This is a genomic window from Stenotrophomonas sp. STEN029 (assembly GCF_056760015.1).
This window is the reverse complement of record NZ_JBRREC010000073.1, coordinates 1-15,922: the sequence shown is the minus strand read 5'-3', so window position 1 is coordinate 15,922 and position 15,922 is coordinate 1. Positions and strand designations below refer to the sequence as shown.

At 64.3% G+C, this 15,922-nt stretch carries 13 protein-coding genes; 4 read left to right on the top strand and 9 right to left on the bottom strand.

All coding sequences use genetic code 11. From position 1 onward, the window contains the following. A complete protein-coding gene (locus ACVOLI_RS15160; RefSeq protein WP_481615050.1) occupies positions 1-666 on the top strand; it encodes a DUF2058 domain-containing protein in 666 nt (221 codons plus the stop codon). Between the two features lie 62 nt (positions 667-728). Next, positions 729-2,792, top strand: coding sequence for an acyltransferase family protein (locus ACVOLI_RS15155; RefSeq protein ID WP_481615049.1), 2,064 nt, complete (start codon positions 729-731; stop codon positions 2,790-2,792). 135 nt (positions 2,793-2,927) lie between these two features. Here ACVOLI_RS15155 and ACVOLI_RS15150 read toward each other — a convergent pair whose 3' ends face one another. The 4 genes from ACVOLI_RS15150 to ACVOLI_RS15135 form a co-directional block, all read right to left on the bottom strand. Beyond that, positions 2,928-3,509: an NMCC_0638 family (lipo)protein gene (locus ACVOLI_RS15150; RefSeq protein WP_481615048.1), complete on the bottom strand. Its 582-nt coding sequence runs from the start codon at positions 3,507-3,509 to the stop codon at positions 2,928-2,930. Between the two features lie 63 nt (positions 3,510-3,572). Then, positions 3,573-4,757: an MFS transporter gene (locus ACVOLI_RS15145; RefSeq protein WP_481615047.1), complete on the bottom strand. Its 1,185-nt coding sequence runs from the start codon at positions 4,755-4,757 to the stop codon at positions 3,573-3,575. A gap of 419 nt (positions 4,758-5,176) precedes the next feature. Then, complete coding sequence (locus ACVOLI_RS15140) at positions 5,177-6,628, bottom strand: amidohydrolase family protein (RefSeq protein WP_481615046.1); 1,452 nt, start codon at positions 6,626-6,628, stop codon at positions 5,177-5,179. 52 nt (positions 6,629-6,680) lie between these two features. Beyond that, on the bottom strand, positions 6,681-7,346 hold the full coding sequence (locus tag ACVOLI_RS15135; protein WP_481615045.1) for an ankyrin repeat domain-containing protein: 666 nt from the start codon (positions 7,344-7,346) through the stop codon (positions 6,681-6,683). 98 nt (positions 7,347-7,444) lie between these two features. On the opposite strand from ACVOLI_RS15135, the gene ACVOLI_RS15130 reads away from it, so the two are divergent. Continuing rightward, a complete protein-coding gene (locus tag ACVOLI_RS15130) occupies positions 7,445-8,344 on the top strand; it encodes a LysR substrate-binding domain-containing protein (RefSeq protein WP_481615044.1) in 900 nt (299 codons plus the stop codon). Between the two features lie 46 nt (positions 8,345-8,390). Here the strand turns inward: ACVOLI_RS15130 and ACVOLI_RS15125 are convergent, their stop codons facing one another. From ACVOLI_RS15125 to ACVOLI_RS15105, 5 genes are all read right to left on the bottom strand, one after another. Further along, positions 8,391-9,074, bottom strand: a complete 684-nt coding sequence (locus ACVOLI_RS15125; protein WP_296246169.1) for a hypothetical protein — start codon at positions 9,072-9,074, stop codon at positions 8,391-8,393. 72 nt (positions 9,075-9,146) lie between these two features. Further along, a complete protein-coding gene (metH, locus tag ACVOLI_RS15120) occupies positions 9,147-11,969 on the bottom strand; it encodes a methionine synthase (RefSeq protein WP_481615043.1) in 2,823 nt (940 codons plus the stop codon). Further along, entirely contained in the window at positions 11,969-12,571 is a 603-nt protein-coding gene (locus ACVOLI_RS15115; RefSeq protein WP_481615042.1) for a short chain dehydrogenase, read from the bottom strand. Before ACVOLI_RS15115 ends, metH begins: the two co-directional genes overlap by 1 nt. A 10-nt stretch (positions 12,572-12,581) precedes the next feature. Then, positions 12,582-13,661 (bottom strand): homocysteine S-methyltransferase family protein, encoded by a 1,080-nt coding sequence (locus ACVOLI_RS15110; RefSeq protein WP_481615041.1) that lies wholly within the window; start codon positions 13,659-13,661, stop codon positions 12,582-12,584. A gap of 21 nt (positions 13,662-13,682) precedes the next feature. Further along, positions 13,683-14,612, bottom strand: a complete 930-nt coding sequence (locus ACVOLI_RS15105) for an ArsR/SmtB family transcription factor (RefSeq protein ID WP_296246162.1) — start codon at positions 14,610-14,612, stop codon at positions 13,683-13,685. A gap of 127 nt (positions 14,613-14,739) precedes the next feature. Between ACVOLI_RS15105 and ACVOLI_RS15100 the strand changes: the two genes are divergently transcribed. Then, the gene (locus ACVOLI_RS15100) at positions 14,740-15,888 is read left to right on the top strand and encodes an acyl-CoA dehydrogenase family protein (RefSeq protein WP_481615040.1); all 1,149 of its coding nucleotides are present in this window, start codon (positions 14,740-14,742) and stop codon (positions 15,886-15,888) included. The last annotated feature ends 34 nt before the right edge of the window (positions 15,889-15,922 follow it).

Here is a 15,922-nt window from a genome sequence, read left to right as displayed (position 1 = left end):
ATGAGTGACAATATTCGTGACCAGCTGCTAGGGCTGGGTTTCAAGCCTGCTCCCAAGCCGGAGCGCAAGCCGGAAGTGCGTCGTGACGGCCGCCCGCAGGGCAAGCCAGGGCAGGGCCGGCCGCAGCCGGGCAACAAGCCTGCGCATGCCGGCAAGCCCGCACTGCAAGGCAAGTCGTCCCATCCGGGCAAGCCCGGGCAAGGTCGGCCGCAGCAGGGGCCACGCAAGCCGCGCTCGCAGGAAGACATCGACCTGGCCAAGGCCTATGCGATCCGTGCGCAGAAGGAAAAGGACGAACGCATCCAGGCCGAACAGGCCAAGCAGGAAGAAGCACGCCTGCGCCGTGAAGCGCGCGCCAAGCTCGATGAGCTGATCAAGGACAAGGGTCTGAACGATCCGAACGCCGACATTGCCCGTCACTTCCCGTACGGCGGCAAGATCAAGCGCATCTACGTCAACGCCGAGCAGCTCAAGGCGCTCAACGCTGGCGAGCTCGGTGTGCTGCAGCAGAACGGCCGCTACCTGCTGGTGACAGCCGAGGTGTTGGCGCAGGCCGAGGCGATTTTTGCCCAGGCCGTGGCGTTGAAGGTCGATCCGAATGCTCCTGCAGATGCGGATCCCTACGCGGACCCGCAGTACCAGGTGCCGGACGATCTGGTCTGGTAGGCGATTCGATATGATGCAGACAACGGGCGCCGCTGGCGCCCGTTTTCTTGAGGGGGAGCGCGATGCAGGGACATCCGAGGCAGGACGGCTATTACCCCCACGTTGACGGCCTGCGCGCCATTGCCGTGGTTGCGGTCATCTTCTACCACCTCAATCCGAGCTGGTTGCCGGGCGGTTTCACCGGCGTGGATGTCTTCTTTGTCATTTCCGGCTATGTGGTCAGTGCCTCTGTGGCGCGCTCCTCCAGCTTCGGTGGCTGGAAGGGAGTGCTGGGCTTCTATGCGCGGCGCATGCGTCGGATCATGCCGGCGTTGGTGGTGTGCCTGTTGGCCACCGGTCTGCTGAGCACCTTGTTGATTCCCGAGTCCTGGCTCAGCGAAACCAGTGGCAAGACCGGGCGCATGGCGTTTGTCGGGCTGAGCAACTGGGTAATGGCCGGTACGGGCAATGATTACTTCTCACCCCGTAGTGAGTTCAATCCTTACACCCATACCTGGTCACTCGGCGTGGAGGAACAGTTCTATCTGCTGTTCCCCCTGTTGTTCATGGCCTGGTCCAAAGGCGGTCGGGGCCGGGGCTTGTCGATGCTGCTGTTTGGCTTGGCCACGGCCGGGTCGCTGCTGTTTGCGATCAGCCGCGCGCTGCAGGGCGGACAGGAGATCGCGTCCTTCTACCAGACCACCACGCGGTTCTGGCAATTGGGCGCGGGCGTACTGCTGTTCCAGATGCTCGACATGCGCAGGCATGTGACCGGGGAGTCGCGCCTGACGGGGCCTTGGCCTGGGCTGTTGCAGTTGGGCAGTGCCAGCGTACTGGCGTACGGGTTGTGGGCTGCGCGTCCCGGCCACTCGCCGTGGATCGATGGTTTGTGGCCGGTGCTCGGAACGCTGGGCTTGCTGGCGCTGTTGCATCGCTCCGCTGCTGGCTGGGTCGGCAGCAGTCTGTCGGCGCAACCGATGCTGGTGATAGGGCGGATGTCGTATTCGCTTTACCTATGGCATTGGCCGGTATTCGTGCTGTTCCGCTGGACGTTTGGCCTGGACTCGTTGCTTGCCGGAGCCCTGGCGTTGGTAAGCACTGCGGTGTTGGCCTGGGTGTCATGGCGCTGGGTCGAACAGTCGCTGCGCTTTGGCAGGCGCTGGCGCGGCTCGGACCTGCGTTGGGTGGCCGGCGGCGTGGTGGTGTTGCTGCTGGGGATGGGGTTGCAGAAACAACTGGAGCGCGCTGCCAAGCACATCTCCTTGAGTACGGTCAGTCGTCATCCGCTGGACTGGTATCCGTATGCGAAGGGCTTGCAGAAGGAATTCCCTGATTGCGAACTGGTGGTGTCGCGCCTGCCCGTCACGGGCGGTCAGGTGCAACAGTTCGAGCGTGGCAGCTGCGCTGCGGGGAGGGGCGTTGAGCGGCGTTTGTTCGTGGCCGGTGATTCGCACGTGCTGGCTTACAGGGAGATGCTGCGTCGTTTGGTTCTGTTGGACGGAGGGCAGGTCCGTGTGTACGCGAACGCTGGCTGTGCACTGATTGGGTTGCAAGGGCGACAACCGGGCGATCCGGGCTGTGCTGCTTACGTGAGGCACTCCCTCGCAGATGTGGCCACGCAGGCCCGCGCTGGCGACGTGCTCTTCCTGCCCGGTCTTCGAGTGCCAAGGCTGGTAGAACAGTATGAGCTGCTGGATCAGCAGCACGTACTTGCCGCGGTGCGCAGTGAGGAGGCTGCTGCAGCGCGAAAGGCGGAGGTGTACGGCGCAATTGCTGCGCTGAAACCCCTGGCGGATCGCGGCGTGCGGATCGTACTGGAAGCGCCAAAGCCGGTGCTGCCTGCACCGCCGTTCCGTTGCTCGGATCCGTTCAACCGCGGCAATCCGATCTGCGTGAATGGCATGGTGGTTACGCGCGAACGAATGGAGGCGCTGCGCGCACCTGCATTGTCCAGCTTGCAGCAGGTCGCGCAGGCATTGCCTGGCGCAAGTGTCTGGGACCCGCTGCCGGTGCTGTGCACAGGGGTGAGCTGCCAGCCCGGGCAAGCGGGCAAGCCGCTCTACTTCGATGGTGACCATTTGAGTGGTCACGGCAATCGCGTGCTGCTGCCCTCATTCCGCAGTCATCTGGCGGCGGAAGTGCATTGAGTCGTGCGCATCCTGCGTACCGCGTGGGGAGTGCGGTTGCTCTCCTGCCATGGAATCGTGTGCTGAACGTTCCGCGCTTGCCAGCGCGGCACGACCACGTGGCAAGCGCGGGAAGCGAATTGGTGGGATCGGCCGTCAGCTGCGCCGTTTCAACGGCCTGTTGGCTGACTGGCTCAACGGGGGGGCTGCAACGTAACGGGCGCTGGCGTTGCCGCGTAAACCCGTTCCGGGTTCGGGATTGAGTGACAGGCGCATCTGGATGGCGCGGTCTTCGCCGTCGCCGTGCCAGGTGTAGGTGTGGACCGTCCAGCCCCTTTCGTCGATCGAGGTGAGTTCCGCTGTCGAGGCGTAGCCTGCAGGGGCCATCCGGCCAAGGTCACCGAACTCCTTGGCGAGCCCCTTGGCATCGCCGCTGAAGATGGTTATCCGGCAGGTTCCATCATCGGCCCAGGAGAAGCCGTAAGGGATGCCTTCGTGGCTGACATACCAGGCCTTGCCGGGTTTGTGGCCGAGGAACTCCCTTGCCTCCGCATCCTGCACGCGGTCGCCGCGGTTGCTCATCACCTCGGCAAAGGTATCGGGCTTGTCGAGCAGATCGAGGCAGACGCCGGCGAACATGCCGATCGGCGCGAGCGAGTCGTCGCTGGCGTGGGCAGTACTGCTTGCAAGCAGCGGTATCGCCGCCAGCAAGGTGTACAGGCTGGAACCGTATTTCATGACAGAGCCCCCTGTGCCGTGAGATGGCGCAGTTATAGCAGGGGTTTGGCCTGCCTGCAGGATTCAGCGCATGCGCCGGGCCCGGCGCGAAGGCGGCAGCCAGTACCAGGCGATCAGGGTGCCGAGCAGGGCGAAACAGCCGCCGACGATGAAGGCGAGCTTGCCGTCGCCGAACTGCCAGAGCTGGCCCGCGATCAGGGCGCCGAGCACACCGCCCAGTCCCGACGAGAAGCCATAGAACAGCCCTTGGCCGTGTCCATTGAGGTTGCCCGGGAAGTAGCGTGCCAGCAGCTGCATGGCCGAGGCGAAGAACGCGGCGAAGCCCAGACAATGGGTCGTTTGTGCGACCAGCATCACCGGCAGGTTCTCTGGCCACAGCGCGGTGGCCCACCAGCGCAACACGGCGCTGCCCATGGAGATGATCAGCAACCAGCTGGCATCCCAGCGACGGAAGAAGCGCGCGATCAGGAAGAACACCGCCACTTCGAACACCACGCCGACGGTCCACATCAGCCCAAGCAGCGAGGTGCTGTAGCCGTGCTGGTCCATGTAGAGCGAGAAGAAGGTGTAGTAGGGGCCGAACGACAGCTGTTCGAGGAAGGCGGCGATGAAGAAGGCCAGGACCGGCTTCTGCCGCACGATGCTCCAGAAGCCTGCTTCGTGCTGGCTGCGCGCGGTGATATTGCGCGCATAACGGTTGAGGAAGGCCGAACCGGTCAGCAGCGCGAACAGTGGCAGCATCAGCCATGGCAGCTTGCCGGCACCGTGTTTCTCGATCAGCCAACCGAACAGGGTGACGACGATGATGAAGCCCAACGAGCCCCAGACCCGGATCATGCCGTAGCGATGGCTGTCCGCACCCAGGTGGGTGAGGGTGATCGATTCGAACTGCGGCATGACCGCGTTGTAGAAGAAACAGAACGCGATCATCACCGCGTACAGCGTCCACGGCGGCGCGGGCACCAGGAAGCCGGTGAAGCAGGCGATGGTCAATACACAGCCCACGCGCAGCCAGCGGATCGGGTGCGGCGAGACCGCCGCCAGCGAGGTCCAGGTGCTGGGAGCGATCACCCGCGTGGCGTACCACAGGCTCATCATCACGCTGATGGCGGTGACGGTCATGCCGCGCGACTGCAGGTACAGGCTCCAATACGGCGTGAACGCGCCCAGCGCGGCGTAGTAGAAGAAATAGAAGCTCGACAGGCGTGCGGTAGGCACGGTCTGCGCTGGCAGGGCAACGGACGTCATGGGAAGGCGCTGGACGCGCTGGGCAGGCAAGGGGGGCGGCAGCATGTGCCGCGGCCCCTATTGTGCCTTTTGCGGGCTTTGGATTGTAGGAGCGGCGTAAGCCGCGAAGCTGGTGTTGTTGCAGTGCTTGAGGCCTGTACTGGCTGACAATGTGCTTGTTTCGCGGCTTACGCCGCTCCCAAAAAAACGATGCAGGTCTGTGCGTCCTGCAGGTAGCCCGGGTTGGCGCAGCGCATCCGGGAGACAGGTCGGGTATCCGTTTGTAGGAGCGGCGCCAGCCGCGAAGCTGGCGCTGCTGCAGTTCTCGAGATACATGCCAGCTGACAAATCATTTGCTTCGCGGCTTGCGCCGCTCCTGCAAACAGCCGGGCTACCGAGCTGTTTGAGTGGCTTTGCCGGTCTATGGCCGCGAACAGAGGTCAGGGCTTGGCCTTGGCATTCCATTCGGCGACCTGCGCCTTGGTTTCGGCCAGCATCGTGTCCAGTGCGGCACGGTCGTAGACCTTGCCGCGCATCACCACGGTGTTGATCGCGCGGGTGGCTGCGATGTCCTGCAGCGGATTGCGGTCCAGCAACACCAGGTCCGCCGCCTTGCCTTCGGCGACCGCGCCGTAGCGATCGAGTTTCCCGAACCAGGCGGGGCCGGCACGGGTGGCCGATTGCAGCACCTCCGCCGGCGTCAGCCCTTCGCGGACATACAGTGCCAACTCGTTGTGCAGGCCGATACCGGGGAAATTGTAGGAGTTCAGAAAGCCCGCATCGGTGCCGGCCATGATGCGCACGCCGGCTTCCTGCAGCATCGGCAGCACCGCTGCCACCTGGGCGTAGTGGGCGTGGCGGGCTTCGATCTGTGCGGGTGTGGCCTTGGCTGCACGCTCGACGCGCCACGTGTAGGTATCGCGCAGTCCTGGGCCGATGTAAGCCAGGTAGGGGTCGTTGTCACGCGGTTCGACGTCGAGGAAGTCGATGATGCGGCCGCCGTCCAGTGTCGGGGTCACGGCGACGCCGAGTTCGGCAAAGCGGTGATACGCCGCCATCGCGGTGGTGCGGTCGAAGCCGGTATGCAGCCTGCGGTTGGCCTCGGCGCGGTCGATGTTGCCGGCGGCGAAATCGGCAGCGATCGCAGCTTCGTCCTTGACCCCGGCCTTGAAGGCGTAGTCCAAGTGCTCGATCGAACTCATGCCGGCCTCGATGGCCTGGCCCACGGTCAAGGCCATCGGTACATGACCGGAACTGCGCATGCCGCGCGCCTTGGCCTGGCTGACGGCGTACAGGAACAGCTCCGGCTTCAGCGTACTGTCGGTGATCTTGACGAAGTCGACCTGGTCGCGCTGCTCGCGGTCCAGTGCCGCATTCACACCGGCCTTGTCACCGGCCTCGATCGTGCCTTTCCACACCGGCGCCAGACCTTCGATCTTGGCACCGGAGGTGAACAGCTGCGGTCCGAACAACTGGCCGCTGGCGATCTGCCCGCGCCATGACAACACCTGCTCGGCCAGGTCGCCTGATGCATCACGCACGGTGGTGATGCCATGGGCGACGTACAGCGGCAGCAGGGCCTTGTTCTCTTCGATCAGCGCCGGGCCGCCGCCAAAGTGGACGTGCATGTCCCACAGCCCGGGAATCAGATAGCGGCCGCGGCCATCGACGGCGGTGGTCGCGCGCCATTGGGTGCCCAGCTGTGCATCATTGCCGACGGCGACAATGCTGCCCTCACGGATGGCGACAGTCTGGTCGGGTATCGCGCGACCGTGTTCGACATCGATCACGGTTGCATGGCGTATCACTACGTCGGCCTGGGATTGGGCGGCGATTGCGGGCGAGATGGTTGCTGCGAGTGTGGTCAGCAGCAGGCCGAGGGTGGTCTTCATCGGTGGTTCCAGTGGTAGGCGATTGCCGGGCAATGCGGATGCGTGGAGTGCTTCAACGAGCGCCTGCTGCACGCAGCAGCTGCTCGATAACGGTTTGCCGACGTTGGCGTGCATGCGCCAGGGGCGTGACGCCGTGCTCATCGGCAAGGTTGACGTCGGCATCGGCGGCAATGAGCAACTGGGTGATCTGCGCGTAGCGTTGGCTGCCGTCACCCAGGATGACGGTCTCCAGCAGCGCGGTCCAACCCAGGTTGTTGACATGGTCGACGTCGACACCGGCTGTGATCAGCAGCTGTACCGTGCTGACATGGCCGCGCTCGGCCGCCGGTATCAAGGCGGTGCCGCCATAACGGTTGGTGCTGCGCAGGTCGGCGCCGTGCGCGAGGGTCATCTGCAGGATTTCGGTTTGCCCGCTGGCACCGGCGTACAGATAGGGGCTGTCCTGGAGCTGGTCTTTCGCGTTGACATCGGCCCCTGCAGCGATCAGGACGCGTGCCGCTTCGACCTGCCGCGCACGGATGGCGGTCAGCAGGGGCGTGCGTCCGTCGGCATCGCGGCTGTCGATGCCGGTGCCCTGGCTGAGCAGTAGCGTGATGCGCTGGCTGTCGCCGGCTTCAGCAGCGCGTTGCAACTGCTCCGCGATGGCCGTGCTGGTGCCGACGCCGCTGGAGGTGAGCAGCGCGGCAGCCAATGCCGGGGCGGCGATCCAGTTCTCCATGCTCATTGCCTGCCTCTGTCCGGGTTGCTGTGTGCCTGCAGCGAGGGGAGGGCGTTTGCCCAAATCTGCAGGCGATGCTACAAGTGCGGCGAGCTATCGTGAAATTAAATGTCGTGGTCGAGTCCAGTTCAAAAACAAATAGGGCCTATTTCGACCTGGATCTGCTGCGGGCGTTGGTGATGGTGGCCGATTGCGGCAGTTTCACTGCCGCCGCGGCGCGCCTGCATTCCACCCAGTCCACCATCAGCCAGAAAGTGCGGCGGTTGGAGGACCTTGCCGGGCACCGCCTGCTGGATCGAGGGGTGCGCGATGTGCGGCCGACAGACATCGGTGAGACCGTGCTGGGTTACGCCCGGCGCATGTTGTCGCTCAACGAGCAGTTGGCGGAAGCCTTGTCGGGCGATGGTGCGGCGGTGGTGATCAGGCTGGGGGTGCCGGAAGATTTCGCTGCAGGGCGTACCACGCCGGTGTTGGCTGAGTTCACCAGGGCCTATCCGCGGGTGAAGCTGGAGGTCAGCAGCGGCTTGAGCCGTGCCTTGGCGGAGGGCTACGACCGCGGCGAGCTCGACCTGATCCTGGTCAAGCAACGTCGCGGGAGCCGTGAGGGCGTGGCGTGCTGGCCGGAACCGATGTGCTGGGTGGACAGTGCCAGCAGTCCCTCGTTCGGGACGGAGCCGGTGCAGCTGGTGGCATTCCCGCCGCGTGGCATGTACCGCGAAGACATGATCGACGCGATTGAACGCCTGGGCCGGCGGTGGCGCATCAGCTTCACCAGCTCCAGCCTTGGTGGCATCCAGTCAGCGGTTGCCGATGGTTTGGGCATCAGCCTGTTGCCGGCGCGGGCGATGACGGCCGGGCACGTGGTGTTGGGGGTGGAGTCCGGCTTGCCGCGTATCGACAGCGTCGAGCTGACGGTCCTGCACCGCCCGTCCGCGGACCCGGAAGCCAAGGCCTTGGCCGCGTTGCTGATCCAGATGCTTGAGCAGGAAATGGGCTGAGGTCTGTGGCAGCCAGATAGCTGGCGACTGCCAACCACCAACTACGTCAGAACAGGTCTTCGACCGGCGTATCCAGTAGCTCTTTGGCGCCATGGGTGAAGCGGCGCAGGCTGGAAATGCCCAGGTCGCGGATCAACGAGTGGGTGGTGTGGGGCAGGGCGGCGTCGTAGATGTCCTGCGGTGCGACGTTCTTGCCGTGAACGCCTGGCAGCAGATCGATGCCGGCCGCGGCATAGCAGTGCTGCACCATCGCTGAGCAGTAGAGGGCGCCTTCCTTGGACAGCAGGTTGCTGCGCCGACGCAGGCGGGTGCTGTGCATCGCAAACAAGGTGCCGACCAGTTCGCTCAGCGAATAGCTGGACAGCCCTGACAGCAGGTCCAATGCGGCAATCTGTACCTTGTGGGTCTGGGCGGCATCCAGGCCGAAGTCGAGGATGGCCAGGTTCGGGAAGGCTTCGTCGTCGAAGTAACGATCGGCGCGGTTTTCCTGCGCGCCCAGCCGCAGCTGGCGATTGCGCAGGTCCAGGTCCGATTCCAACACCCACCAGTGTCCATCCAGCCGCTGCTCACTGAACAGGAATGCGTGCGACCACAGGCTGCGGTGACCGTCCTGGGTCAGCGGCGCCTGCGCTTTGCGGATCGCCTTGCCGACCCAGTCATCCGTGCCGCACAGGCCGATGCGGCCGGGCGCGGCGTGCTTGCGGATCAGCTCTGCATTGCGGCTTTGCATGGGGTCTTGGCTTGGAGGGCAGCTGGCAGGATAGGCGCTGGCGGCGCGGTTGTCGCCGCCAGCAGTTGCTGGTTACTCCGGATCGTAATCGAGGTTGGAGGCCAACCAGCGTTCCACCTGCGCCCGATCCACGCCCTTGCGCTTGGCGTAGTCGGTGACCTGTTCGCGCGACACCCGGCCAACCACGAAGTACTGGCTTTGCGGGTGGCTGAAGTAGTAACCGGACACCGCCGCGGTAGGCAGCATGGCGAAGCTTTCGGTCAGCGACATGCCGATGCTTTGCGCGTCCAGCAGCTGGAAGATGGTCTGCTTTTCACTGTGTTCGGGGCAGGCCGGATAACCGGGCGCTGGGCGGATGCCGCTGTACTTTTCGGCGATCAGCGCCTCGTTGTCGAGCTGCTCATCCTCGGCGTAGCCCCAGAATTCGGTGCGCACGCGCTGGTGCAGGCGCTCGGCCATGGCCTCGGCCAGGCGGTCGGCAAGGGCCTTGAGCAGGATGGCGTTGTAGTCGTCGTGGTCGGCCTCGAAGCGGGCAACGTGTTCCTCGATGCCGATGCCGGCGGTAACCGCGAACGCGCCAATCCAGTCCTGCTTGCCGCTGTCTGCTGGTGCGATGAAGTCGGCCAGGCAGAAGTCGGGCCGCTCGGCAGGCTTGTCGACCTGCTGGCGGAGGAAGTGCAGGGTGAGTTGCTCAAGCCCCTCTCCCTCCGGGAGAGGGGTTGGGGTGAGGGTAGACGGTACAAGCGATGGAGCGAGAAGCTTGCCCTCATCCGCCCTTCGGGCACCCCCGCCTTTGCGGGGGCAGGCCCTTTGTTCTCCCGCATGCGGGAGAAGGGACAGCACGACATCATCTCCACTGCTGTTCGCCGGCCAGATACCAAACACAGCCCGTGCTGTCAGCCACTTCTCATCCACGATCCGCTTCAGCATCGCCTGCGCATCGGCGAACAGATCACTGGCCTGCGGACCAACAATCTCGTCAGTCAGGATTGCTGGATACTTGCCGGCCAATTCCCAGGCCTGGAAGAACGGCGTCCAGTCGATCACCGGCAGCAGGTCTTCCAGCGGATAGTTGTCGAATACATGCACGCCCGGCTGGTTCGGCGTCGGTGGGGTGTACTGGTTCCAGTCGCAGGTAAAACGCTGTCCGCGTGCATGCTCCAGCGAGACCAGGCGCTTGGCATCACCGCGGTTGCGATGGCGCTGGCGGATGTCGGCGTAGTCGGCATCGTTGGCGGCGACGAAGCTGGCACGCAGCTCGCGCGAGATCAGCGACTGGGCCACGCCGACGGCGCGCGAGGCATCTTTCACCCACACCGTCGGCGCACTGTAGAACGGGTCGATCTTCAACGCAGTGTGCGCGCGTGAAGTGGTTGCGCCGCCAATCATCAGCGGCATCTCGAAGCCCTGGCGCTGCATTTCCTTGGCGACATGGCTCATTTCCTCCAGCGAGGGCGTGATCAGCCCGGACAGGCCGATGATGTCGGCATTCTCCGCGCGGGCGGCATCCAGGATCTTCTGCGCCGGCACCATCACGCCAAGGTCGACCACCTCGAAGTTGTTGCAGGCAAGCACCACGCCGACGATGTTCTTGCCGATGTCATGCACGTCGCCCTTGACCGTGGCCATGATGATCTTGCCGTTGGACTTGCCGACGTCGCCGGTACGCGCCTTCTCTTCTTCGATGAAGGGCAGCAGGTAGGCCACGGCCTTCTTCATCACGCGCGCCGACTTCACCACCTGCGGCAGGAACATCTTGCCGGCGCCGAACAGGTCGCCGACCACGTTCATGCCATCCATCAAGGCACCTTCGATCACGTCCAGTGGGCGCGCCGCCTGCTGGCGTGCTTCCTCGGTATCTTCCTCGACCCAGGCATCCAGGCCTTGCACCAGCGCGTGGGCCAGGCGGTCGCGCACCGGCCGTTCGCGCCAGGCCAGGTCCTCGACCTTCTTCTCGCCTTTCTTGCCCTTGTAGCGCTCGGCGATCTCAAGCAGGCGCTCGGTGCCGTCGCGGCGACGGTTGAGGATCACGTCCTCCACGCGCTCGCGCAGTTCCGGGTCGAGCTGGTCGTAGATCGGCATCGCGCCGGCGTTGACGATACCCATGTCCATGCCGGCCTTGATGGCGTGGTACAGGAACACCGAGTGGATCGCTTGCCGCACCGTTTCATTGCCACGGAACGAGAACGAGACGTTCGAGACGCCGCCGGACACATGGCAATGCGGCAGCGTGCGCTTGATGATGCGGGTGGCTTCGATGAAGTCCACCGCGTAGTTGTCGTGTTCCTCGATGCCGGTGGCCACGGCAAAGATGTTCGGGTCGAAGATGATGTCTTCCGGCGGGAAGCCGACCTGCTCGGTCAGGATGCGATAGGCGCGGGTGCAGATCTCCACCTTGCGCTCGCAGGTGTCAGCCTGGCCCACTTCATCGAAGGCCATCACCACCGCGGCAGCACCGTAGCGGCGCACCAGCTGCGCATGCTCGATGAACAGTTCCTCGCCTTCCTTCAGGGAGATCGAGTTGACCACGCTCTTGCCCTGCAGGCACTTGAGGCCGGCCTCGATCACGCTCCATTTGGAGGAATCGACCATCACCGGGATACGGGCGATATCCGGCTCGGACATGATCAGGTTGAGGAAGCGCGCCATCGCTTTCTCCGAGTCGATCAGGCCTTCGTCCATGTTGACGTCGAGGATCTGCGCGCCGCTGGCCACCTGCTGGCGGGCAACGTCGACGGCTTCCTCGTAGCGCTCTTCCTTGATCAGTTTGCGGAACTGCGCGCTGCCGGTGACGTTGGTGCGCTCGCCGACGTTGATGAACAGCAGGTCAGGGGTGATGACCAGCGGCTCAAGACCGGATAGCCGGGTGTAGCGGGGTGCTGTGTCGTTGCTCATTACCAGACCTTGAAAACCTGTCCATTGGCGATGCCGTCGATGCTGCGCTGGTAGGCCAGCGCGGCGCGGGCGGCGGAGATCGGTTCAAAGCCGGGGAAGAAGTCACCATATGCATCCAGCGCCTCGCTCAGCACGCTGGGACTCACCGCGTTGATGCGCAGGCTGCGTGGCAGTTCGAGGGCGGCAGCGCGCACGAAACCTTCGATGGCAGCATTGACGCTGGTGGCGCTGGCGCCCTGCGCGATCGGCTGTTCGGTGAGGATGCCGGTGGTCAAGGTGATGCTGCCGCCATCGCGCAGATGGTGTTGGCCAAGCAAGGCCAGCCGCACCTGCCCAAGCAGCTTGTCGTGCAACCCCTGCGTGAACTGCGCCGGACTCATCTCCGTCACCGGCCCGAAGTGGACGCTACCGGTGGTGGCGACTATCGCGTCGAGTGGACCAACCGCCTGCAGCAGCGCGGTCACGCTGTCATCGCTAGCCAGATCAACGCGGTGCAGCGGATCCGAGCGCGAAGCAGTGATGACCTGATGCCGTTGCCGCAGATGCTGCGCAACCGCCGAACCCAGGGTGCCAGTGGCACCAACCAGCAGGATCTTCTTCATCGTGAGTTCCTCAGGCGGCCTTGTCCGCCGCCACCGGCAGCACACGTGGCGGCAGCCCCGCAACGGCTTCGGCAATGGCACGGATGTGATCGGGCGACGTACCGCAACAGCCGCCGACCAGATTGAGCAGGCCGGACTGGGCGAACTCCTTCAGCGTGGTCGCCATTTCCTCGGGCGTTTCGTCGTACTCGCCAAAGGCGTTGGGCAGGCCGGCATTCGGATGCGCGCTGACGTAACCGCTGGATACCTGCGACAGCGTTTCCACGTGCGGGCGCATGTCGGTGGCACCCAAGGCGCAGTTGAAGCCGATCGAGAGCGGCTGGCTGTGCGAGACCGAAGCGTAGAAGGCCTCGGCGGTCTGCCCGGACAAGGTGCGGCCGGAGGCATCGGTGATGGTGCCGGAGATCATGACCGGCAGGCGTCCACCGCGCGCATCGAATACTTCCTCGATGGCGAACAAGGCGGCTTTGGCGTTGAGCGTGTCGAAGATGGTTTCCACCATCAGCGTGTCGGCGCCACCATCGATCAGGCCATCGATGGCCTCGCGGTAAGTCGCGCGCAGCTCATCGAAGCTGGTGTTGCGGAAGCCAGGATCATTCACGTCCGGGCTGATCGACGCGGTGCGGCTGGTCGGGCCAAGCACGCCGATCACGAAGCGTGGCTTGTCCGGGTTTGTGGCTTCGACCGCGTCGCAGCACTGGCGGGCGATCTGGGCGCCTGACTTGTTCAACTCGTAGACCAGATGTTCAAGGTGGTAGTCGGCCTGGCTGACCGAGGTTGCGTTGAAGGTGTTGGTTTCCAGCAGGTCCGCGCCGGCATCCAGATAGGCGCTGTGGATGCCGGCGATCACGTCCGGTCTGGTCAGCAGGAGCAGGTCGTTGTTGCCCTTGAGGTCATGCCCGCAGCCGGCACCATGTGCGTGCTGGCTGTCAAAGCCGCCGCTGAAGCGTGCTCCCCGGTAGTCGTCTTCTTCAAGACGATGGCGCTGGATCATCGTGCCCATCGCACCATCGATGATCAGGATGCGCTTGGCCAAGGCGCCGAGCAGCTTGTCGACGCGATCGGGGTGGAGCCAGGGGAGGGCTTGCATAGGGCGGGCCGGGTTGTGGGGTCAGGGTTGGTGCGCGATCAGGGAAATCACTTCGAAATGCGGGGGACGCTTCTCGCGGGTGACGGTCTCCAGGCTGGAGACTTCCAGCCCGGCCTTCTCGACGAACTTGCGCAGTTCCTTGCCGGTGAAGCCAAGGTTGACGTGGCCATAGGCTTCGACCGCAACCTTGTGCTCATGGCGTGCCAGGCTGCACAGCATCAGCCGGCCTTGCGGGCGCAGCACGCGGGCGCATTCGGCCACGGCCTTGGCCGGGTGGCTGGAGTAGGTGAGGGCATGCATCAATACGACCAGATCGAAGCTGCCATCGGCGAATGGCAGCTTGTGCATGTCACCTTCCAGCACTTCCACATTCGGCAGCTTGCGCAGGCGTTCGCTGGCGGCGGCAACCACGCGTGCACTGGTATCAATGCAGACATAGCGCTGTGCGTGCGGGGCCAACAGCTCGGCCAGTACGCCGTCGCCGGAGGCGATGTCGAGCACGTCGCCGGTTTCCAGCAAGGGCAGGGCGCTGCGCGCCATCGCTTCCCAGGTGCGGCCCGGTGAGTAGTGGCGTTCCATGTCGCCAGCGACGCTGTCGGCCCAGTTCTGGTCGGCGGCGCGCATGGCCAGTACGGCCGGTACGCGTTCGGCATCCTGGCGCAGCAAGGGGTCGTCGCTGCCGGTGCTCAGTGCATGCCACAATGCGCGCTGTGCCGGGTCCAGTGCGGCCTCGTCAAAGCGGTAGTACGCCGAGACGCCTGCACGACGGTCACGCACCAGGCCGGCTTCCTTGAGCCGGGCCAGATGGGTGGAGACGCGTGGCTGCGCCAGCGTGGTGATGGCCGACAGCTCGGCCACCGTCAATTCTTCCTGTTCCAGCAACGTCAGCAGACGCACGCGCGTCGCATCGGCGAACACTTTCAGACGGGTTGACCAGTCTTCCAGATCCATAAATATCTACCTATCGCGATATAGAGATATTTTGGCCGTGTTGCCAGTTTCGGTCAAGGCGATGCATAGGCTGAATGCGGTGGCGATGGTTACAATCGCAACTTGATCAGGCCCTGGGAGGGGTGTTGTGGATTTCAGTTATTCCGACGAGCAGCTGATGCTGCAGGACGTCGCGCGTCGTATCGCCAAAGAAAAGATCGCCCCCAGCGCCGAACACTTCGACGCCACCGGCGAGTACCCGCTGGAAAACATCCGCCTGCTGGGTGAGAACGGCTTGATGGGCATCGAGGTGCCGGTCGAATACGGCGGCTCGGGCATGGACCCGGTTTCCAGCGTGCTGGCCATCGTCGAGGTGTCGGCAGCCGACGCTGCCCATGCGACCATCATGTCGGTCAACAACTCGCTGTTCTGCAACGCGCTGCTGGGTTATGGCACCGAAGCGCAGAAGCAGACCTATGTGCGGGCGATTGCCGAAGGCCGCGAGATCGGCGCGTTCGCGCTGACCGAATCGCAGTCCGGCTCCGATGCGACCGCAATGCGCTGCCGTGCGGTCAAGCAGGCGGACGGCTCGTTCGTGATCAACGGGCAGAAGAGCTGGATCACCTCCGGCCCGGTCGCGCGTTACATCGTGTTGTTTGCGATGACCGACCCGGAACAGCGCTCACGCGGCATCACCGCTTTCATGATCGACACCAGCAAGCCGGGCTTCGGTCGCGGCAAGACCGAGCCCAAGCTCGGCGTGCGTGCATCGGCGACCTGTGAGATCGAGTTCCAGGACTACGTCGCTGCAGCGGAAGATGTGATCGGCAAGGAGGGCGAGGGCTTCAAGATCGCGATGAGCCTGCTGGATTCGGGCCGCATCGGCATCGCTTCGCAGGCGGTGGGTATCGCCCGCGCGGCCTATGAAGCCTCGCTTGCCTATGTGAAGGAGCGCAAGTCGTTCGGCGCACCGATCGGTAGCTTCCAGATGATCCAGGCCAAGATTGCCGACATGAAGTGCAAGCTCGACGCAGCCATGCTGCTGACCTTGCGCGCAGCCTGGACCAAGTCGCAAGGCAAGCGTTTCTCGACCGAGGCGGCCGTGGCCAAGCTGACCGCGTCGGAAGCGGCGATGTGGATCGCCCACCAGGCCGTGCAGATCCATGGCGGCATGGGTTATTCCAAGGAAATGCCGCTGGAACGTTATTTCCGTGATGCCAAGATCACCGAGATCTACGAAGGCACCTCTGAGATCCAGCGTCTGGTCATCGCCCGCAACGAAACCGGCGTGCGCTAAACCTGTAGTGCCGAGCCATGCTCGGCAAGGGGCT

Coding starts and splice junctions, on each gene's coding strand:
- ACVOLI_RS15160 (WP_481615050.1), top strand. CDS start 1: ATGAGTGACAATATTCGTGACCAGCTGCTAGGGCTGGGTTTCAAGCCT.
- ACVOLI_RS15155 (WP_481615049.1), top strand. CDS start 729: ATGCAGGGACATCCGAGGCAGGACGGCTATTACCCCCACGTTGACGGC.
- ACVOLI_RS15150 (WP_481615048.1), bottom strand. CDS start 3,509: ATGAAATACGGTTCCAGCCTGTACACCTTGCTGGCGGCGATACCGCTG.
- ACVOLI_RS15145 (WP_481615047.1), bottom strand. CDS start 4,757: ATGACGTCCGTTGCCCTGCCAGCGCAGACCGTGCCTACCGCACGCCTG.
- ACVOLI_RS15140 (WP_481615046.1), bottom strand. CDS start 6,628: ATGAAGACCACCCTCGGCCTGCTGCTGACCACACTCGCAGCAACCATC.
- ACVOLI_RS15135 (WP_481615045.1), bottom strand. CDS start 7,346: ATGGAGAACTGGATCGCCGCCCCGGCATTGGCTGCCGCGCTGCTCACC.
- ACVOLI_RS15125 (WP_296246169.1), bottom strand. CDS start 9,074: ATGCAAAGCCGCAATGCAGAGCTGATCCGCAAGCACGCCGCGCCCGGC.
- metH (WP_481615043.1), bottom strand. CDS start 11,969: ATGAGCAACGACACAGCACCCCGCTACACCCGGCTATCCGGTCTTGAG.
- ACVOLI_RS15115 (WP_481615042.1), bottom strand. CDS start 12,571: ATGAAGAAGATCCTGCTGGTTGGTGCCACTGGCACCCTGGGTTCGGCG.
- ACVOLI_RS15110 (WP_481615041.1), bottom strand. CDS start 13,661: ATGCAAGCCCTCCCCTGGCTCCACCCCGATCGCGTCGACAAGCTGCTC.
- ACVOLI_RS15105 (WP_296246162.1), bottom strand. CDS start 14,612: ATGGATCTGGAAGACTGGTCAACCCGTCTGAAAGTGTTCGCCGATGCG.